Raw genomic sequence first — 20,405 nt, 5'->3', positions numbered from 1 at the left:
GCCGATCAGCGCTACTGGTGCGGTACGGCGTCGAGTGGAGCGCTCCAGTCCTGCAGGCCCTTCGATGATTATCCTGCCGTGCTTGTGTAGTTTGCGTTTTCCCGACAGTGTTTTCCGTGGCGCTCCTTGCGAGACCAGGACACGATGACTTCCCCTACTCCCTCTCCCTCCGAACTGACGCGCGCGCAGTTGTACGAGCGCATACGCGCCAGCTCCAAAGAAGAAGTCGTGCTGACCGAGATGCAGCGCCTGGGCTTCTGGCCGGCCGACAGCGGTAAGCCGTCGGTTGAATCGGCACTGATCCGGCGCGAAGCGGAGCTGACGCAAGCCTTGCAGAGGCTGGGCAGCGAGCTGCATCACCTGCAAAATCCCGAGGCGGCGCTGCGCATGCTGCGCAAGGAGCGCATGGCCAAGGCCAAAGCGCGGCGCGAGGAAACGCGCCAGAAACGCGCATTGGTGCGCTTCGAGAAGGCGCAAGCGTGGCGCCAGCGGCGCGAACACGAAGTGCTGTACCTGGGCGCGGGCGTTTCGGGGGGGCTTAGTCGCGCCGACAGCGACGCCGGAAAACTGGCGGGGCTGGCCATGCCGGTGCTGCACAAGGCGGACGACCTGGCGCAGGCGATGGGCATCACGCTGTCGGAGCTGCGCTTCCTGGCGTTCGAACGGCGCGTCTCGCGCATCAGCCATTACCGGCGCTTCGCAATGCCCAAGAAAACCGGCGGCGAACGGATTATTTCGGCGCCGATGCCGCGCCTGAAACGCGCCCAGTACTGGGTGCTCGACAACGTGCTGGCGCGCGCGCCGCTGCATCAGGCGGCGCACGGCTTCGTGCCGGGCCGCTCGATCGTCAGCAACGCGGCGCCCCATGTCGGGCAGGCGGTGGTCATCAATCTGGACCTCAAGGATTTTTTCCCGTCGATCGGCATGCCGCGCATTAAAGGCGTGTTCGCACAGCTGGGCTACAGCGAGCAGCTGGCAACCGTCCTGGCGCTGCTGTGCACCGAAGCGCCGACCGACAAAGTGCGCATCGATGGCGAGAGATTTTTTGTCGCGCACGGATCGCGCGCGCTGCCGCAGGGCGCGCCGAGCAGCCCGGCGTTGACGAATATTTTGTGCCGGCGGCTCGATGCGCGTCTGCAGGCATGCGCGGCCAAGCTGGGTTTCAAGTACACGCGCTATGCGGACGACCTGACGTTTTCGGGCGATGCCGATGCGCGCAAGCTGGCCGGCAAGCTGCTGTGGCGCGCCAAGCAGATCGTCATCGACGAGGGTTTCACGCCGCATCCCGACAAACAGCATGTGATGCGCGACGCGCAGCGCCAGATGGTAACCGGGATCGTGGTCAATCAAAAGCCCTCGCTCGAACGCGAGACCCTGCGGCGTTTTCGCGCCACGCTGTTCCAGCTCGAAAAGGATGGGCCGGAGGGCAAGCAGTGGAACGGCAATACCAATGTCATCGATGCGCTGGAAGGCTATGCGCAGTTCATCCGCATGGTCGATCCGGTCAAGGGCTTGCCGCTACTGGTGCGCGTGCGCGCCGCGCGTGCACGATGGGGGGCGGCCGGCATCGACATGAAGCTGATGCAGTCGAAACGCAGCAGCGCGTTCCGGGCGCTGTCGGCCCAGGGCAAGGCGCCTTGGGACGGATGGTGGCAGGCCACGCTGGCATCGGCGCCGGTGCTGGAAAAAACCGCCGCGCAACTGGCGGTGGAGAAGAAGGAGCGCAAGGCGGCCGAGGCGCCGACGGTGCCACCAGCGCCCGTCAACATGAAAAAACCGGCGGCTGCACAGACTCCTGTTGCGACTCCTGCCGCGGCGGTTCATGCGCCGCCGGCAAGCGATGCCACGGCCAATCCGGCTCCTGGCGCCAAGCCGGATGGCGATAACAATTTTCAGGTGGCGATTGCAGTGCAGGTTGCGCTGATTTGCGCTTTCGCGCTGGCCACGCAGCGCGTGCTGCCGTCCGCCTGCATGGCCGTGATCGTGCTGCAATCGGCCATGTTGCGCAAGCCGCGCTGGGGCTGGTTCCTCTTTATTATCCTGATCTGGAGCGCGGTTACCCTGAAGTGGTAGGTCAGCCGCGTTTGCGCAGCACCACCGGCGGCGCTGGCGCTACCGGTTCCAGCTCCCCCGAGTTCGACACTTTGATCAGGTTTTCCCATTTTTTGATCGCGGGAGCCAGCATCCATGCGGGTTTCGGCCGATCAGTCGAAAAGTTCTTGTAATGGCACGTTTTATTAAATTTTATGCCGGTTGACATCCTTACGCTATGGTTTTAGAGTAGCGGCATGTTTATCAAGGTTACGACATCCGGCCCCAGGCGCTACGTCCAACTCGTCGAGGCATATCGCGACGCTGAGGGGCGCCCGAAGCAACGTACAGTTGCCACGCTCGGCCGCCTCGATCAACTCAATACCGATCTCGAATCGGTCATTTCTGGGCTGCTGCGCGTCACCGGCAAGACCATGCCAGAGGCCTTGCCGACACCTTCTCTTGCGTTCGAGCCGGCACGGGACTACGGCGACGTATGGGCGCTGACTGAGCTGTGGAATACGCTCGGCTTCGACCGCCTGCGCCAGATTTTCAAGCGCACGCGCCACAACATCGATGTCGAGGCGCTCATACGCGTGATGGTATTGAATCGCCTGTGCGATCCGGATTCGAAGGTCGGCGTACTGCGCTGGGTCGAGACCATTGCCTTGCCCGGCGTGATGGCCGAGACGATCGAGCACCAGCACTTGCTGCGGGCGATGGATGCGATGGTCGACCACAAGGACGAAGTCGATCAGGTTCTCGCGGGCCTGCTGCGCCCGCTGGTCGATCAAGATCTGGCCGTCGTGTTCTACGATATGACGACGATCCGCGCAGCCGGTCTGTCGCAGCAGAGCGACGATGTGCGCAAATTGGGCATGTCCAAGGAGGGCGTGATCGCACGCCAGGTGATGCTCGGGGTGGTGCAAACAGCCGAGGGCTTGCCCCTCTATCACGAAGTATTTGACGGCAACACCGCCGAGGTGACGACGCTCAAGCCGACGATTGAAAAGATCATTGCGCGCTTTCCCGTAAAGCGCGTTATCGCGGTGGCCGACCGCGGCTTGCTGTCGACCGACAATCTGGCAGAACTACAGGCAATTCAATTGCCCGGCGGCGGGGCGCTTGAGTTCATTCTGGCCGTGCCAGGTCGGCGCTACGCGGACTTCGTTGACCTGCTGGCCCCCTTCCATGCCGAGCATTGCGCCGACGTGAACAATGAGCTGATCGGCGAAGTGGCGTGGGGCAATCTGCGCCTGATCGTCGCCCACGATCCCGATGTGGCCGCGCAAACGTCCGCCAAGCGGGACAACCTCATCGAGGAGCTTGAGAAAAAAGCGGCGCAGTGGACCAGCACCCTCGACGGCCAGGATGGCGGCAAGCGCAAGCGCGGCCGCAAACTGTCGGACGGCGGCGCCCGCGCCCGCTTCTACCGGGAAGTGTGCGACGAACACCTGACACGCATCATTCAGGTCGACCTCAAGAGCGAGCTGTTCACCTACACCATCAACGAGCGCTCGCTCACGCACGCGCGCATGATGGACGGGAAATTGCTGCTCGTGACAAACACGAAGGACCTGGCGCCGGCCGAGGTTGTGCGACGCTACAAGTCGTTGGCTGATATCGAGCGCGGTTTCCGCATTCTCAAGTCCGAGATCGAGATCGGGCCGATCTACCATCGACTGCCTGATCGCATACGCGCACACGCCACGATCTGTTTCATCGCCCTGATCCTGTACCGCGTCATGCGCACGCGCTTGTACGCCAGCGCAGCGGGCATGTCGCCCGAGCGCGCGCTGGCCAAACTGCGCCGCATTCAGCACCATACTGTCGCCGTAAACGGCGCCCAGCCCGTTGCAGGGCTATCGAACATCAGCAAGGAGCATACCGAGATTCTGGCCGCTTTGGCCATCAAGAAACCGACGCTAAAAACGCAATTAACCCTTTTGTAATGGAGCGTTTGCTAGGCGCTGCCTTACAAATCAACTACTTACGCAATTAACTGTCGAACTCGGGAGCTCCGCAATAACGGCCGGTTTCAAAAACCGGGCGGCCATACGGGTTAGCAGATCACGCGTGGGCCATGTACGTCCAGCCAGCGGCTGAGTACGTCATGAAGAAGCGCCTGAACTGATTTTGCTGGCGTTTTCCGGAATCGGGCAGCGCCGTCGAAAATTAACTCAAAACGAAAAAAAACCCGCATGGCTTTCGCTCACACGGGTCTTTCTCTTATAACTAGCCTGACGATAACCTACTTTCACACTGGTTGCAGCACTATCATCGGCGTAAAATCGTTTCACGGTCCTGTTCGAGATGGGAAGGGGTGGTACCGATTTACTATGGTCATCAGGCATAACTTGTACAGCTTGGTGCTCCCGATCGGGCAGCACTAGCTTGAATCTGGAAGAAGTATCGTTTTATTGTATTACTTGGGTAGTGACTGTGCGTATCGCACAAAACACAACGCGCATTTCTTATCTCTGTACCTGCTAAGGTTATAGGGACAAGCCGTACGGGCAATTAGTATCAGTTAGCTTAATGCATTACTGCACTTCCACACCTGACCTATCAACGTCCTGGTCTCGAACGACCCTTTAAAGAGCTCAAGGCTCTGGGAAATCTCATCTCAAGGCAAGTTTCCCGCTTAGATGCTTTCAGCGGTTATCTCTTCCAGACTTAGCTACCCGGCAATGCCACTGGCGTGACAACCGGTACACCAGAGGTCTGTCCACTCCGGTCCTCTCGTACTAGGAGCAGCCCCCTTCAAATTTCCAACGCCCACGGCAGATAGGGACCAAACTGTCTCACGACGTTTTAAACCCAGCTCACGTACCACTTTAAATGGCGAACAGCCATACCCTTGGGACCGGCTACAGCCCCAGGATGTGATGAGCCGACATCGAGGTGCCAAACTCCCCCGTCGATATGAACTCTTGGGAGGAATCAGCCTGTTATCCCCAGAGTACCTTTTATCCGTTGAGCGATGGCCCTTCCATACAGAACCACCGGATCACTATGTCCTACTTTCGTACCTGCTCGACTTGTCAGTCTCGCAGTTAAGCACGCTTATGCCATTGCACTATCAACACGATGTCCGACCGTATCTAGCGTACCTTCGAACTCCTCCGTTACACTTTAGGAGGAGACCGCCCCAGTCAAACTGCCTACCATGCACTGTCCCCGATCCGGATAACGGACCAAGGTTAGAACCTCAAACAAACCAGGGTGGTATTTCAAGGATGGCTCCACGAAGACTGGCGTCCCCGCTTCAAAGCCTCCCACCTATCCTACACAGATTGGTTCAAAGTCCAATGCAAAGCTACAGTAAAGGTTCATGGGGTCTTTCCGTCTAGCCGCGGGTAGATTGCATCATCACAAACATTTCAACTTCGCTGAGTCTCGGGAGGAGACAGTGTGGCCATCGTTACGCCATTCGTGCAGGTCGGAACTTACCCGACAAGGAATTTCGCTACCTTAGGACCGTTATAGTTACGGCCGCCGTTTACTGGGACTTCAATCAAGAGCTTGCACCCCATCATTTAATCTTCCAGCACCGGGCAGGCGTCACACCCTATACGTCCACTTTCGTGTTTGCAGAGTGCTGTGTTTTTATTAAACAGTCGCAGCCACCAGTTTATTGCAACCCTTTCACCCTTCTGCAGTAAAGCAGTCAAGCTACCGGGGCGTACCTTTTCCCGAAGTTACGGTACCAATTTGCCGAGTTCCTTCTCCCGAGTTCTCTCAAGCGCCTTAGAATACTCATCTCGCCCACCTGTGTCGGTTTGCGGTACGGTCTCGTATGACTGAAGCTTAGAGGCTTTTCTTGGAACCACTTCCGATTGCTTCAGAACCTAAGTTCCTCGTCTCGACCCCTTGAATTGCGCGCCCGGATTTGCCTAAGCGCCTTCTATGAGTCAAAAACCAACACTTCCAACCGTTGGACAACCTTCCGCGATCCGTCCCCCCATCGCATCATACGACGGTGCAGGAATATTAACCTGCTTCCCATCAGCTACGCATCTCTGCCTCGCCTTAGGGGCCGACTCACCCTGCTCCGATGAACGTTGAACAGGAAACCTTGGGCTTACGGCGTGGGAGCTTTTCACTCCCATTATCGCTACTCATGTCAGCATTCGCACTTCTGATACCTCCAGCATCCTTTACAAGACACCTTCGCAGGCTTACAGAACGCTCTCCTACCATATATGCAAGCATATATCCGCAGCTTCGGTGACTGGCTTAGCCCCGTTACATCTTCCGCGCAGGACGACTCGATCAGTGAGCTATTACGCTTTCTTTAAATGATGGCTGCTTCTAAGCCAACATCCTGACTGTTTTAGCCTTCCCACTTCGTTTTCCACTTAGCCAATCTTTGGGACCTTAGCTGGCGGTCTGGGTTGTTTCCCTCTTGACGCCGGACGTTAGCACCCGACGTCTGTCTCCCAAGCTCGCACTCATCGGTATTCGGAGTTTGCAATGGTTTGGTAAGTCGCAATGACCCCCTAGCCATAACAGTGCTCTACCCCCGATGGTGATACTTGAGGCACTACCTAAATAGTTTTCGGAGAGAACCAGCTATTTCCAAGTTTGTTTAGCCTTTCACCCCTACCCACAGCTCATCCCCTAATTTTTCAACATTAGTGGGTTCGGACCTCCAGGGCGTGTTACCGCACCTTCATCCTGGCCATGAGTAGATCACTTGGTTTCGGGTCTACACCCAGCGACTGTCGCCCTATTCGGACTCGATTTCTCTACGGCTTCCCTATACGGTTAACCTTGCCACTGAATGTAAGTCGCTGACCCATTATACAAAAGGTACGCAGTCACGGAACAAGTCCGCTCCTACTGTTTGTATGCACACGGTTTCAGGATCTATTTCACTCCCCTTCCGGGGTTCTTTTCGCCTTTCCCTCACGGTACTGGTTCACTATCGGTCGATTACGAGTATTTAGCCTTGGAGGATGGTCCCCCCATATTCAGACAGGATTTCTCGTGTCCCGCCCTACTTGTCGCACGCTTAGTTCCACACATCGAATTTCGTATAAGGGGCTATCACCCTCTATGGCACCAATTTCCAGTGGTTTCTACTATCCGTCATGCTAAAACGTGCAGGCTCATCCCATTTCGCTCGCCACTACTTTGGGAATCTCGGTTGATTTATTTTCCTGCAGCTACTTAGATGTTTCAGTTCGCCGCGTTCGCTTTGCATACCTATGTATTCAGTATGCAATGACCTAAAAGGCCGGGTTTCCCCATTCGGAAATCTGCGGATCAAAGCTTGTTTGCTAGCTCCCCGCAGCTTATCGCAAGCTACTACGTCCTTCGTCGCCTGTAATCGCCAAGGCATCCACCATGTGCACTTATTCGCTTGTCCCTATAACGTTAGCCTCTGTTCCGGAGAACAAAGAGCGTTACAGAGATAAGAAAGTACAGCGTTGTTGCTTTGTTTTGATACATACAATCACTACCCATCGAACCGCCTGTCGGCGATTCGATTAAAACTTTACTTCTTCCAGATTGTTAAAGAACGAAACAGCTTTAATCTCTAAAAGACCAAACCTAAACCCAGTGGCTTACGTTTGTACTTTCAGAAGTTTGTAGAGTGGTGGAGGATGACGGGATCGAACCGACGACCCCCTGCTTGCAAAGCAGGTGCTCTCCCAGCTGAGCTAATCCCCCAAGGTATATCTAAAGACATAACTGGTAGGGCTGGTTGGACTCGAACCAACGACCCCCGCGTTATCAACACGGTGCTCTAACCAGCTGAGCTACAGCCCCGACTTGGACACTGCTACTGTTTCTTCTAATTTCAACAGTCGATAAGAGTGGACGCTCAATGAATTGGCTCTATAGCCAGTGCAACTCTAGAAAGGAGGTGATCCAGCCGCACCTTCCGATACGGCTACCTTGTTACGACTTCACCCCAGTCACGAATCCTACCGTGGTAAGCGCCCCCCTTGCGGTTAAGCTACCTACTTCTGGTAAAACCCGCTCCCATGGTGTGACGGGCGGTGTGTACAAGACCCGGGAACGTATTCACCGCGACATGCTGATCCGCGATTACTAGCGATTCCAACTTCATGTAGTCGAGTTGCAGACTACAATCCGGACTACGATACACTTTCTGGGATTAGCTCCCCCTCGCGGGTTGGCGGCCCTCTGTATGTACCATTGTATGACGTGTGAAGCCCTACCCATAAGGGCCATGAGGACTTGACGTCATCCCCACCTTCCTCCGGTTTGTCACCGGCAGTCTCATTAGAGTGCTCTTTCGTAGCAACTAATGACAAGGGTTGCGCTCGTTGCGGGACTTAACCCAACATCTCACGACACGAGCTGACGACAGCCATGCAGCACCTGTGTTACGGTTCTCTTTCGAGCACGCCTCGATCTCTCGTGGCTTCCGTACATGTCAAGGGTAGGTAAGGTTTTTCGCGTTGCATCGAATTAATCCACATCATCCACCGCTTGTGCGGGTCCCCGTCAATTCCTTTGAGTTTTAATCTTGCGACCGTACTCCCCAGGCGGTCTACTTCACGCGTTAGCTGCGTTACCAAGTTAATTAAAACCCGACAACTAGTAGACATCGTTTAGGGCGTGGACTACCAGGGTATCTAATCCTGTTTGCTCCCCACGCTTTCGTGCATGAGCGTCAATCTTGACCCAGGGGGCTGCCTTCGCCATCGGTGTTCCTCCACATCTCTACGCATTTCACTGCTACACGTGGAATTCTACCCCCCTCTGCCAGATTCTAGCCTTGCAGTCTCCATCGCAATTCCCAGGTTGAGCCCGGGGATTTCACGACAGACTTACAAAACCGCCTGCGCACGCTTTACGCCCAGTAATTCCGATTAACGCTTGCACCCTACGTATTACCGCGGCTGCTGGCACGTAGTTAGCCGGTGCTTATTCTTCAGGTACCGTCATTAGCAAGGGATATTAGCTCTCACCGTTTCTTCCCTGACAAAAGAGCTTTACAACCCGAAGGCCTTCTTCACTCACGCGGCATTGCTGGATCAGGCTTTCGCCCATTGTCCAAAATTCCCCACTGCTGCCTCCCGTAGGAGTCTGGACCGTGTCTCAGTTCCAGTGTGGCTGGTCGTCCTCTCAGACCAGCTACTGATCGATGCCTTGGTAGGCCTTTACCCCACCAACTAGCTAATCAGATATCGGCCGCTCCAGGAGCATGAGGTTCTTGCGAAGCCCCCACTTTCATCCTTAGATCGTATGCGGTATTAGCGTAACTTTCGCTACGTTATCCCCCACTCCAGGGTACGTTCCGATATATTACTCACCCGTTCGCCACTCGCCGCCAGGTTGCCCCGCGCTGCCGTTCGACTTGCATGTGTAAGGCATGCCGCCAGCGTTCAATCTGAGCCAGGATCAAACTCTTCAGTTCAATCTCTGTTTAATGTCCTTGCGGACAGATCGCTCACTCAAAATACTGACAGGCCACTTCTTGCGAAGCGCCTATATTTCTTTTTTGTGAACATTTGATAATTTAAGTATTCAACGTCGCTTACGCTTCGTTGGCACCTTCATCAAACGCCCACACTTATCGACTGTTAATTGTTAAAGAACTTATTCTGTACTACTTCTGCCGTTTGCTACGAAGCGTTGTGTTCGTTGCAGCAGAGAGGTGAGATTATGCAGCGTTTCGCGTTTCTCGTCAACCCCTTCTTTGCTACCGCGCCTCTTTCGAGGCGCCCCAACTGTCTGCTAACTACTTGATTTCGTTAACCCTTTCAGCGGGGAGGCGAACTATAGCAAAGCCTGCTGCAAACTGACAAGGACTCTTTTCACGCCGTCGCACGAACGGTACAGGTACTGCGCTGTTCGCCCTCTTCCAGCGTGATCGCCACAGGCAGAAAACGGCCGATGATTTCCGCATTGGTGATGGCATGCTGCGAGAGCACGTCCGCCGTGAAACTGCCGCCTCCAGCCAGCGCCATCGGCAGCATCAGCTGGTCCGCCAGGTGCTCGCCCACTGCCGCCTGGGAGGCTATGTAGCGGCGCGCTTCGTGCATGGCGTCCTTGGCGACGGTTTCGGCCCGAACCATTTTTTCACCAAAAGCGCAAAACACCTCGGTCGCATGCTCGTATTCAAGGGTGATCAGCAAAGCATTCCCCGGCCCCTGCTCGCCCGGCAATCCACGCATGCGCAGCTGATCGCCGGTCCAGTTCATTCCCAGGCCGACGCATTCCAGTTCGCGCAATGCAATCGACGCGGGCAAGCCTGCCACGATCCCTTCGGCATACCCCTCGACGCGCTCGCCGCGCTCCATCAGCGTCAACTGCTGCAATTGGGGGCACGGTGCGATTGTCGCCACAATGCAGCCGCCGCCGGCCGGATAAAAACCCGAGCGCAGCAGCTCGATATCGATATCGGCGCCCATCTTGCGCAGCAAAGGAATATAAGCGCGTTGCAGGAACTGCGCCGGCGGCGCCATCGGATTATGGGTGCCGCCGCTGATACGCACCGTCGACGGGCCGTCCGCATGCAGCAATGCCAGCATCACCGTCTGCAACACCAGCGTGCAGCTACCGGCCGAACCGATCGCGAACTGATAATCGCCGCCCTTGATCGCCTTGGGCGCGAAGACCAGCGTCTGCGAACCCAGTTCCGCCCCGGTGACGGTTGCGCCGCTGATCTGCGTGGCCGCCTGCACCGCGACCAGATGCTGGCGCAGCAACCCGGGCTTCTTGCGCCCGGCCCGGATATTCTTGATGCAAAACGCCTGCCCGGTAATCATGGACAAGGTCAGCGCGCTGCGCAGGATTTGTCCGCCGCCTTCGCCGACGGCGCCATCTAATTCAATCATCTTCAACTCTTCTTCTTATATATATAGTAACCAGCGAGTAACCAGCAGCGGCATCAACCTTTGACGCACACCACCTGCTTGAGGATATGGACAACCTCCACCAAGTCACGCTGGGCATGCATGACCGCGTCGATATCCTTGTACGCCATCGGAATCTCGTCAATCACATTGGCATCCTTGCGGCATTCCACGCCCTCGGTGGCCTTGATCTGGTCATCGAGCGTATAGCGGCGCTTCGCCTCCGTACGGCTCATGGTGCGGCCGGCACCGTGGCTGCAGCTGTTGAAGCTGTCCGGATTACCTTTTCCGCGCACGATGAAGCTCTTCGCCCCCATCGACCCCGGGATGATTCCCAGCTCGCCCGGACGGGCCGACACGGCGCCCTTACGGGTAATCAGCACATCTTTACCGAAGTGATGCTCCTTCTGCACATAATTATGGTGGCAGTTCACCGCTTCCACGTGCGTCTCGAACGGCTTGGTGATCACCGTACGTACCGCCGCGATCAGGTTCTGCATCATCACATCGCGATTGGTGCGCGCAAACTTCTGCGCCCAGCTGACCGCCTGGATATAGTCGTTATAGTGCTGCGTACCTTCGGCCAGATACGCCAGGTCCTGATCGGGCAGGTTGATGAAGTGGGTGCGCATATCCTTCTTGGCCAGCTCGATGAAGTGGGTACCGATGGCATTTCCCACGCCGCGCGAACCCGAATGCAGCATGAACCATACGAAACCTACCTCGTCCAGACACACTTCAACGAAGTGGTTACCGCTACCCAGGGTACCGAGGTGACGGTAGTTATTCGTGGTTTTCAGCTTCGGCGTTTTCAGGCAGATAGCGTCGAATTCATCCTTCAACTGGCCCCAGGCGACATCCACAGCCGCTGGCGGCGTATTCCACGAGCCTTCATCGCGGCCACGGAAGCCGCGCGTTTTCGGCGACATACCGTGCGGAATCGCGCGCTCGATGGCGCTACGCAGCGCGGACAGGTTATCCGGCAGGTCGTTCGCCGTCAGGGTGGTCTTGGCCGCCATCATTCCGCAACCGATATCCACGCCAACCGCCGCCGGGATCACCGCCCCGAGCGTCGGGATCACGCTACCGATGGTCGAACCTTTACCTAAGTGCACGTCCGGCATGACCGCAATATGCTTGTAAATGAAGGGCATCTTGGCGGTATTGGTCAGCTGCTTCTTGGCCACTTCTTCCACCGGCACGCCTTTGGTCCACATTTTGACATGGCGGCCATCTTCCACGTTCAGGACATCGTAATTTTCGTTTTTCATAATTTTTCTCAGTATAAAAAGTGATGACAAAGGTGATGAAATGTGAGCCAGGCACAAGACCGACCGGAGTCGAACCGGGTTTAGCTGAAGCACGCTTCAGCGCTCTTCCAATGTAATTTCATCTGCATTCATCGAAACAAGGGTGGCGACAATATCGCCCGGACATTTACTCTAACCAACTGAGCTACAGCCACTCGCGCAACCGCCCGGACTCGAACCGGGGACACAATGTAATCCGGACAGCATTCGCCCTAAAATAATTCCCGACAAGATCGGCAGGACACTTGTTGCCGGCATAACGCCAAAGCACAACATCGATGTAGTCCTTGCCCGCATTCGGGGTAAAACGATTGAGCACAATGCGACAAAAAATCCGATGCGAAGTAAATTTTGGAAGATGTATTCGCATCAAGCATTCGCACTGCACTCAAAACCTGTACAACAAATTCCCGACAAGGAGCGGCAAGACTTCTGGTTGTCGGACGCGAAGCCCTGGCAACCCTGGAATGTAGTCCTGCCTGCATTCGGGGTAAAACGATTGAGCACAGCGCGACAAGGAGTCGATGCGAAATGGAACATGGGAAAATGTATTCGCATCAGCATTCGCGCTGCACTCAAAACCCGTACTTCAACTTTCCTTACTCCAGCGCGATCGATTCGATCTCGCCCACCCAGTGCCCGGCGCCCAGCTGGCCGGCTGAAAACGCCGCGATGATCTTGAATACGTCGTCCGAAAAACCACCCACATTCAATACATCGACACGCTCCGCCGCCTGGCTGGTACTGTTCGGCGTGCAGTCGATGCACACCAGCCGCGCCGCCGGATTGCGCTCCTTGAACACCGCCCATTGCGCCATCGTCGCGGTGGCACCCGCACGCTGGTCGATCCACGATTCATTGTCGGACACGTATACCACCAGGTCGGCCATCACCTTCTGCTTGTTCATCTGCGCCAGAGGCGCACTGCAATTGGTACCGCCACCGCCTATCGCCGCCAGCTTCTGCGCATTGGTCATGACCGTATCGCGGGCATTCAAGTCGCACACCCGCACATAATTCTCGAACGGCAGCACCAGCGCATCCGGATTCTTGCGCAGCATGGCCGCGGCAATCAGCCCCGCCACATCGATACAGCGCACCGTCGAGGTAGCCGTTCCACGGAAACCCGACACCGGCGACTGCATCGATCCCGACACATCCGGGCAGATCACCACTTTGCCCTCGACCTTGGGCACATTGGCGAGCGACAGCTCCAGCGCATCCTGCAAGGCATCGCTGATGGCCCGCGGCACGTCGCTTGATGCCGCCGTATACGCCGACATCAACTGATAAGGAAACACGCCCGCCCGGGCAATCGCCTCCGGATCGCGCAGTTTGTCGGCGATGACTTCTATCATGCCGGGCAACTGGTACACGCCATTGCGTCCGAACGTATTCAGATTCATGCGCACCATGTGCCAGCCGCCCTGACGCGCAATCTGCGCCCACGCCTGCGCCGACAATGTCAGCGACGTCAGCATCTGAAACGGCACTTCCGGCACCGGCTGCGACTGGTCTGCCTTATAAGCCTCGAAAGCCTTGAGCGCATCCGGCAGCTCCTGCGCATTGAACGGCTTGCCGATCAACCAGGCGAAAAACGCTTCACGCCAGGCTTGCGACGGCTTCGGATGCACCATCTTCACCACATCGCCCAGCGAAGGCGCATTCCCGATCGACGCCGCCAGCAGCTCTTTTTCCGAAGCGCGGTTCAACCATTGCTGCACCAGCTTTTTCGGCCGGGTGCCCAGCGATTTACGGCCGGCCGCGCCGGAGCGGATGATCTGCACCACATTGCGCAGCATCTTGCCGTTATTGACGACCCGGCGAAACACCGGCGTCAATTCCGGCGCGCCCTTGGCGGCCAGCACGGCCGTCAGCAGCGCCGGCATATCCTTCATATAACCACGTTCGCGGCAGTAAATCGCCGTTTGCGCGATGAATCTGGTATCGACCTTTTCGCACAGCTCCATCACCGTCGCCAGCTGCGATTGCGCATTGACGTAGTACGTCGAATTGAGGCAACCGGTGGCCGCATACTGCGCCAGCTGGTGCCTCGGCGTCATGGTGTAAGCCGGAGCGCCTTCCGAATTAAGACCGTTGGCACGAGGGACAAAGATTCCCTTCAAGGTCTGGAACAACTGTGCGTTTGCCATTTTTACTTCCTCACTTATCTCGTTTGTATCTCCTCTATTGCAAATGCTGTGCCAGGTCTGCTGCCAGCCCAGCCACACCAGCGCAAGTCATTGATTTAAAAAAGATTATCAATTCACCAAACAAGAACACCAAGAAATGGACAAGCAGGCAACGCCGTGATAAATTATCCGATCAGATAAAACTTTATACGAATATGAAACAGAAACGCATCGTAGTCATCGGTTTCGTCGGCACCCAGCTCGACAGCGGCCAAGGCCCGGCCCGCTGGGAAAAGTGGCGTCCCAGCATCGCCATCACCCAGCACGAGGAATACATCGTCGACCGCTTCGAGATGCTCTTCAGCGGCAAATTCGGCCCGCTGGTGGACGCGGTCACGGCCGACATCGCCGCCGTCTCGCCCGAAACCACAGTCGTGCCGCACCACATTCCGATCAGCGACGCCTGGGATTTCGGCGAGGTCTACGGCGCCCTGTTCGACTTCGCCAAGACCTACCCCTTCGATCCGGATAACGAGGATTACTGGGTCCACATCACCACCGGCACCCACGTCGTGCAGATCTGCATGTTCCTGATGACCGAAGCGCGCTTCTTCCCCGGCCGCCTGCTGCAAAGCTCGCCGCCGCGGCGCCAGTCCAGCAAGGAGCCGGGCAGCTACGCGCTGATCGACCTCGACCTGTCGCGCTACGACCAGATCGCCCAGCGCTTTTCGCGCGAGCAAGCCGAAGGCGTGGCTTTCCTCAAGTCCGGCATCGCCACCCGCAACGCCCGTTTCAACACCATGATCGACGAGATCGAGCGCGTCGCCATCAAGTCGCGCGCACCCATGCTGCTGATGGGCCCGACCGGGGCAGGCAAATCGTTCCTCGCGCGCCGCGTGTACGAACTGAAGAAAACACGGCACCAGCTCGACGGCAAATTCATCGAGCTCAACTGCGCCACCCTTCACGGCGACGGCGCCGCGTCGACCCTGTTCGGCCACGTCAAAGGTTCCTTCACGGGCGCCGCCGCCGACCGCCCGGGCTTGCTGCGCAGCGCGCACAAGGGCTTGCTGTTCCTCGACGAAATCGGCGAACTGGGGCCCGATGAACAGGCAATGCTGCTCAAGGCCATCGAAGAAAAGCGCTTTCATCCGGTCGGCAGCGACAGCGAAGTGCAAAGCGACTTCCAGCTCATCGCCGGCACCAACCGCGATCTCGCCAGCGAAGTGGTGGCCGGGAGCTTCCGCGAAGACTTGTACGCCCGCATCAATTTGTGGACTTACGCCCTGCCCGGCCTGGTCGACCGGCCCGAAGACATCGAACCCAACCTGGTCTACCAGTTGAACCAGTTCAGCCAGGAGTACGGCCAGATGGTGCGCTTCAACAAGGAAGCGCGCGAGCGCTACATGCGCTTCGCGATGTCGCCCGAGGCGGTCTGGGCCGGCAACTTCCGTGACCTGTCGGCCTCGGTGACAAGGATGGCCACGCTGGCCGAAGCCGGCGGCATTTCGGACAGCATCGTCAGCGCCGAAGTGGCCAGATTGCAAAAACTGTGGCACCACTACACGCGCGCCCCAAGCGCGGCCGAGGTCAACCTGGCAGAACTGATGGGTGACGAGGCCGCCGCCGGCCTCGACCTGTTCGACGCCATGCAACTGGCCGCCGTGGTCAAGGTATGCCGCCATTCGGTCACCTTGTCGGACGCGGGGCGCAAGCTGTTTGCCGTCTCGCGCAGCGCCAAAAGCAAACCGAACGATGCCGACCGCCTGAAGAAATTCCTGGCGCGCTTTGCGCTCGAATGGGACCAGGTTTGCGGCAAATCGTAAAGCGAGCGCTCTGTCGGTATTGTCGAGGAAACAACACCTATCACTAAAAATGGTTGTATTGACGTCATTTTCTGCGGTATTCTGCATACATATGCTTATGGCATATTTAGCGCAATGCTAAGGCGTTATCGGGAGAGTCTGTCGGTTACAAGCTGGTCTTGTATGCCGACGGCGCCGAAGGAGCAACCGCCCCGGAATCTCTCAGGCAAAAGGACCGATAACCCATTTGAACTCTGAAGAGCCACCGGAAGTCGTCATCCGGTGCACCGAAGGAGCAAACCGGCCACGCATCGCGCGTTGCCGGTGAATCTCTCAGGTCCAGCACAGAGGGGGTAACCGACGCGCACCAGCGCGCGGACTCCCTATCTGACGTTTCTGGAACCCGGACGACACATGAAAACCATTGCAGTAATTGGCGGCGGCATCACCGGCGTCACGACCGCTTACGCCCTGGCGAAACGTGGCTTTGCCACGACGCTGCTGGAAAAACATCGCTACGCGGCGATGGAAACCTCGTTTGCCAACGGCGGCCAGCTGTCGGCCTCCAACGCGGAAGTGTGGAACCACCGCTCCACCATGCTCAAGGGCCTGAAGTGGATGTTCCGGCGCGACGCGCCGCTGCTGGTCAACCCCAAACCGAGCTGGCACAAGCTGTCGTGGTTCGCCGAATTTGCCGCCGCCATTCCCCACTACCGCCGCAACACGGTCGAAACGGCGCGCCTGGCGATTGCCGCGCGCGAGCACCTGTTTGCGTGGGCCGAGGCGGAGAACATCGACTTCGACGTCAAGCGCGAAGGCATCCTGCACATCTACCGCGACAAGGCCGGCTTCGAGCACGCCGCCACGGTCAGCAAGATGCTGGCCGCCGGCGGCCTCGCGCGCCGCGCGGTGACCCCAAGCGAAATGCGCGGCATCGAACCAACCCTGGCGGGCGACTACTACGGCGGCTTTTTCACCGACAGCGACGCCACCGGCGACATCCACAAATTCACCACCGGTCTTGCCGCCGCCGCCCGCCGCAACGGCGTGGACTGCCGCTATGGCATGCAGATCGGCGCCGTGCGCACCGACGGCCGCCACGCCCACGTCACTCTGGGCGACGGCGAGCGCACCCAGACCGAGACCTACGACGGCGTCGTCATCTGCGCCGGCACCGCCAGCCGCGCCCTGGCCGCGAGCCTGGGCGACCGGGTCAACATCTACCCGGTGAAAGGCTACTCGATCACGGTCAACCTGCCCGATGCCGCCAGCCAGGCCGCGGCGCCCACCGTCAGCCTGCTCGACGACGCCACCAAGCTGGTGACCAGCCGCCTGGGGACGGATCGCTTCCGCGTGGCCGGCACGGCCGAATTCAACGGCTTTAACCGCGACATCCGCGACGACCGGATTCGCCCTCTGATCGACTGGGTGCACGAATGCTTCCCGGGCGTGAACACGCGCAGCGTGATTCCGTGGGCCGGCTTGCGGCCAATGATGCCGACCATGCTGCCGCGCGTCGGCCGCGGCAAATCGCCCTGCGTCTTCTACAACACTGGGCACGGGCATCTGGGCTGGACCCTGTCGGCCGTCACCGCCGACATGATCGGCGACCTGATGCACCGTTCCCTCGATTTTCCAACGCACTGACGACGTGCGTTGACACTGGTGTCCGGCATGCGTGAATGCCCTTGTTGTTGCAGCACTCACCCCGTTTGGACAGGCGGGGTTCTTGTATCAATCTATGTGAGGAGAAGTCAATAATGCAAACAAAAATGCTCTCAGCCCGCACCATGCTCGCCGCCCTGCTGTGCGGCGCCAGCCTGGCCCTGGCCGGCGCGCCAGCAATGGCCCAGTCGGATGGAACCAGCACCTTTAAAGCGGTGCCAAAGCGCGCCGCCGCGGCGGCGCAAGCTGCGGCCCAACGCGACTTCGCCCAGTTCGTCACAGGCCAGCTGCAGACGCGTGGCACCAGCGGCACGCCGGTCGACTTCCCGCTTGAAATCAACGACATGCATGATCTGAAGGACGCGAAAATCGGCTACGGCTTCCCGGTTTACACGATCGATCCGAAAGAACTGCTGGCAGGGCGCGGCAGCATGAAGCAGATGGCCAAGGCCACCGGCCAGTGGCGCTTCGTGATTCTGCTGAACCAGCGTCCGATCGGCATGGCGACGGTAGAGCTCAACAACGGAAACTACGAAACGGTCGCCTATGGCGCCGCCGTGCTGGCCAAGGATGTGGATGCCTCGATGGGCTACTACGGCGACGCGGAGCGCAGCAATGTGCGCTTCGTGCGCATCTACCAGGCGCGCTCGGACCTGCTCGAAGTGGTTGGCCGCGAAGATGGCCGCACCCGCTACGCGCCACTGCATTCGGCGCGCGAATCGCTGCTGATGCAGCAGCGTTCCGTCAAGGAAGGCAAGGCCAGCGAAGCGCTGATGGAAGAGGCAGACATCCTGCAGCCGCTGCGCAGCGTGGTCAAGCAAACCATGGACGCCTCGAAGTAAGCCCGGCATCGGCTACACCATCCTTAGAACGAATCAGGAGATAACATGAATACAAATATCAAAAAGCTCGTCGTCGGTGCTTCGCTTTTACTGGCGCTGCCAGCAGCCATGGCACAATGGCGCACGCTCGCCGTTCCGCTGACGACCCAGGAACACAGCCAGTGGTGCTGGTCCGCCTCGAGCAAGGCGATCCTGAACTTCTACAAGAAGACACCGAGCCAGTGCCAGATCGTGAACTGGGCGTTCGGGTTGAACTACGCCTGCGGGAACACCTACTTCAACTGGAACAGCTACGCCAACCAGCCGAACAATATGTACGGCTCCAACGGTAGCGTGCAAAACATCCTGAAAGCATGGGGCGTGGCAAACGGCGCGTACAGCGTGGCGTCGTCGTGGAGCAGCGTGGTGTATGACATCAACGCCAACCGCCCATTCGTGATCCGCTACGGTTGGAGCAACGGCGGCGGCCACATCATGGTGGGGCGCGGCTACGCGACGACCAATGGCGTGAACTACGTGTACATCATGGACCCGTGGCCGGGTGAAGGGCAGACCTACCGCACCTACAACTCCGCCGTATCGGCATCCGATCACCGCTGGACGCATACCCAGCGCATGAGCATCAACGGGCCGATCTAACCGGTCTGCATTGCAAAACCGGGGCTCAGGTGCCCCGGTTTTTTTGCAAGTATCTCCATCCACAAGTGCTTGACCCTCTCGCTACGTGACGGTTTACCATCTTGAAAATGGAGAAACCGGCATGCTACTGAAAATAGGACAACTGGCACGGCGCAGCGGCTTGAGCGTGCGCGCCCTGCGCCATTACGACGATATCGCCTTGCTGACACCGTCGGCCCGGTCCGACAACGGCTACCGCCTGTACGATAGTGCGGACGTCGCCCGCCTGTATCGCATCCAGGCGCTGCGCCGTCTCGACCTGTCGCTGACGCAAATCCAGGCCATGCTGGCCGATGGCGGCGCCAGCCTGCCCCAAGTGGTGGAGCAGCAGATCGCGTCGCTCGAACGCCAGATCGCACAAGCATCGGCCCTGCACGGCCATTTGCGCGACTTGCAGGCGCAGCTCGCCGAACGTCATGAACCATCGATGGACAACTGGCTGGCCGCCCTCGAACGCATGGCCGCCAGCGCGCGCTATTTCACCGACGCCGAACTGCACACACTGACAACGCGGCGCCAGCAACGCAACGGCGGCAACGCGCACTTGACCTCCACGCTGCACGATCTCATGGGCCGGGGTGTTAAACCGGACAGTCTTGAAGCGGGCGCGCTCGCGCAATGCTGGATCGCCGCCCTGCTCGACGACGTGGGCGGCGACGAGGCCATGCTGATGAAGCTCTACGCCATGAACTGGAACGAACCCACCCTGCATATGCTCAGTGGCGTCGACCGCACGGCGATGCAGTTCATCTCGCACGCCATGGCGCACCGGCGCCTGGCCATCTACGCCGCCTACTGCAGCGAAGCCGAAATGGTTCTGCTGCGCCAGCACTACGTCAAGCAAACCGACGCCTGGCCCATTCTCATCTGCGCCGTGCGCGAGCACCTGGCACAAGACACGCCGCCCGACAGCGCCGACGTGCAAGCGCTGGCACGCCAGTGGCAGGCGCTGTCGCTGGCCAAGGCGGCGGGCGACCCCGCGCTCCAGGCCAAACTGCGTCACGCCTTCGAGCAGGAGTCCGAACTGCGCATCGGTTCCGGCATCGATGCGCCGCTGATCGCTTATGTCCGCGCTGCCGTGCAAAGTCTCTGAACTCACCAA

General features: G+C 58.4%; 10 protein-coding genes, 2 tRNA genes, 3 rRNA genes and 2 riboswitches. Of the genes, 7 read left to right on the top strand and 8 right to left on the bottom strand.

Annotated elements, in window-relative coordinates:
- Window positions 1-144: 144 nt before the first annotated feature.
- Both CR152_RS06175 and CR152_RS06170 read left to right on the top strand, forming a co-directional pair.
- Window positions 145-2,073: a reverse transcriptase family protein gene (locus tag CR152_RS06175; RefSeq protein ID WP_099874131.1), complete on the top strand. Its 1,929-nt coding sequence runs from the start codon at window positions 145-147 to the stop codon at window positions 2,071-2,073.
- 215 nt (window positions 2,074-2,288) lie between these two features.
- Window positions 2,289-3,983: an IS1634 family transposase gene (locus tag CR152_RS06170; protein WP_099874130.1), complete on the top strand. Its 1,695-nt coding sequence runs from the start codon at window positions 2,289-2,291 to the stop codon at window positions 3,981-3,983.
- Between the two features lie 286 nt (window positions 3,984-4,269).
- Here CR152_RS06170 and rrf read toward each other — a convergent pair.
- From rrf to CR152_RS06130, 8 genes are all read right to left on the bottom strand, one after another.
- A 5S ribosomal RNA gene (gene rrf / locus CR152_RS06165) occupies window positions 4,270-4,382 on the bottom strand.
- Window positions 4,383-4,530: 148 nt separating this feature from the next.
- Window positions 4,531-7,405, bottom strand: a 23S ribosomal RNA gene (locus CR152_RS06160).
- A 229-nt stretch (window positions 7,406-7,634) separates the two neighbouring features.
- A tRNA-Ala gene (locus CR152_RS06155) sits at window positions 7,635-7,710 on the bottom strand.
- Between the two features lie 22 nt (window positions 7,711-7,732).
- A tRNA-Ile gene (locus CR152_RS06150) sits at window positions 7,733-7,809 on the bottom strand.
- 90 nt (window positions 7,810-7,899) lie between these two features.
- Window positions 7,900-9,430 (bottom strand): 16S ribosomal RNA (locus CR152_RS06145).
- Together the 16S, 23S and 5S rRNA genes with 2 tRNA genes alongside form the textbook arrangement of a ribosomal RNA operon.
- A gap of 400 nt (window positions 9,431-9,830) precedes the next feature.
- The gene (gene rtcA / locus CR152_RS06140; RefSeq protein WP_099874129.1) at window positions 9,831-10,853 is read right to left on the bottom strand and encodes an RNA 3'-terminal phosphate cyclase; all 1,023 of its coding nucleotides are present in this window, start codon (window positions 10,851-10,853) and stop codon (window positions 9,831-9,833) included.
- Window positions 10,854-10,906: 53 nt separating this feature from the next.
- Window positions 10,907-12,142 carry an RtcB family protein gene (locus CR152_RS06135; protein ID WP_099874128.1) on the bottom strand — a complete coding sequence of 412 codons (1,236 nt, stop codon included), beginning with the start codon at window positions 12,140-12,142 and terminating at the stop codon, window positions 10,907-10,909.
- A 638-nt stretch (window positions 12,143-12,780) separates the two neighbouring features.
- Entirely contained in the window at window positions 12,781-14,334 is a 1,554-nt protein-coding gene (locus tag CR152_RS06130) for a vWA domain-containing protein (RefSeq protein ID WP_099874127.1), read from the bottom strand.
- 194 nt (window positions 14,335-14,528) lie between these two features.
- Between CR152_RS06130 and rtcR the strand changes: the two genes are divergently transcribed.
- The 5 genes from rtcR to CR152_RS06105 all read left to right on the top strand — a co-directional run bounded on the left by rtcR (window position 14,529) and on the right by CR152_RS06105 (window position 20,396).
- Window positions 14,529-16,139 carry an RNA repair transcriptional activator RtcR gene (gene rtcR / locus CR152_RS06125; RefSeq protein ID WP_099874126.1) on the top strand — a complete coding sequence of 537 codons (1,611 nt, stop codon included), beginning with the start codon at window positions 14,529-14,531 and terminating at the stop codon, window positions 16,137-16,139.
- Window positions 16,140-16,258: 119 nt separating this feature from the next.
- A riboswitch (glycine riboswitch) is annotated at window positions 16,259-16,366 on the top strand.
- Window positions 16,367-16,476: riboswitch (glycine riboswitch) on the top strand.
- Window positions 16,477-16,532: 56 nt separating this feature from the next.
- Window positions 16,533-17,765: a D-amino acid dehydrogenase gene (locus CR152_RS06120; protein ID WP_099874125.1), complete on the top strand. Its 1,233-nt coding sequence runs from the start codon at window positions 16,533-16,535 to the stop codon at window positions 17,763-17,765.
- 125 nt (window positions 17,766-17,890) lie between these two features.
- A complete protein-coding gene (locus CR152_RS06115) occupies window positions 17,891-18,625 on the top strand; it encodes a hypothetical protein (protein ID WP_229413295.1) in 735 nt (244 codons plus the stop codon).
- Between the two features lie 45 nt (window positions 18,626-18,670).
- Window positions 18,671-19,264, top strand: coding sequence for a C39 family peptidase (locus tag CR152_RS06110; protein WP_099874123.1), 594 nt, complete (start codon window positions 18,671-18,673; stop codon window positions 19,262-19,264).
- Window positions 19,265-19,385: 121 nt separating this feature from the next.
- The gene (locus tag CR152_RS06105; protein ID WP_099874122.1) at window positions 19,386-20,396 is read left to right on the top strand and encodes a MerR family transcriptional regulator; all 1,011 of its coding nucleotides are present in this window, start codon (window positions 19,386-19,388) and stop codon (window positions 20,394-20,396) included.
- The last annotated feature ends 9 nt before the right edge of the window (window positions 20,397-20,405 follow it).

Origin of the sequence: Massilia violaceinigra, assembly GCF_002752675.1 — a bacterium.
GTDB classification, from domain to species: Bacteria; Pseudomonadota; Gammaproteobacteria; order Burkholderiales; family Burkholderiaceae_D; genus Telluria_A; species Telluria_A violaceinigra.
The sequence above is the reverse complement of the archived record's forward strand: the minus strand, read 5'-3'. Positions and strand labels throughout refer to the sequence as shown.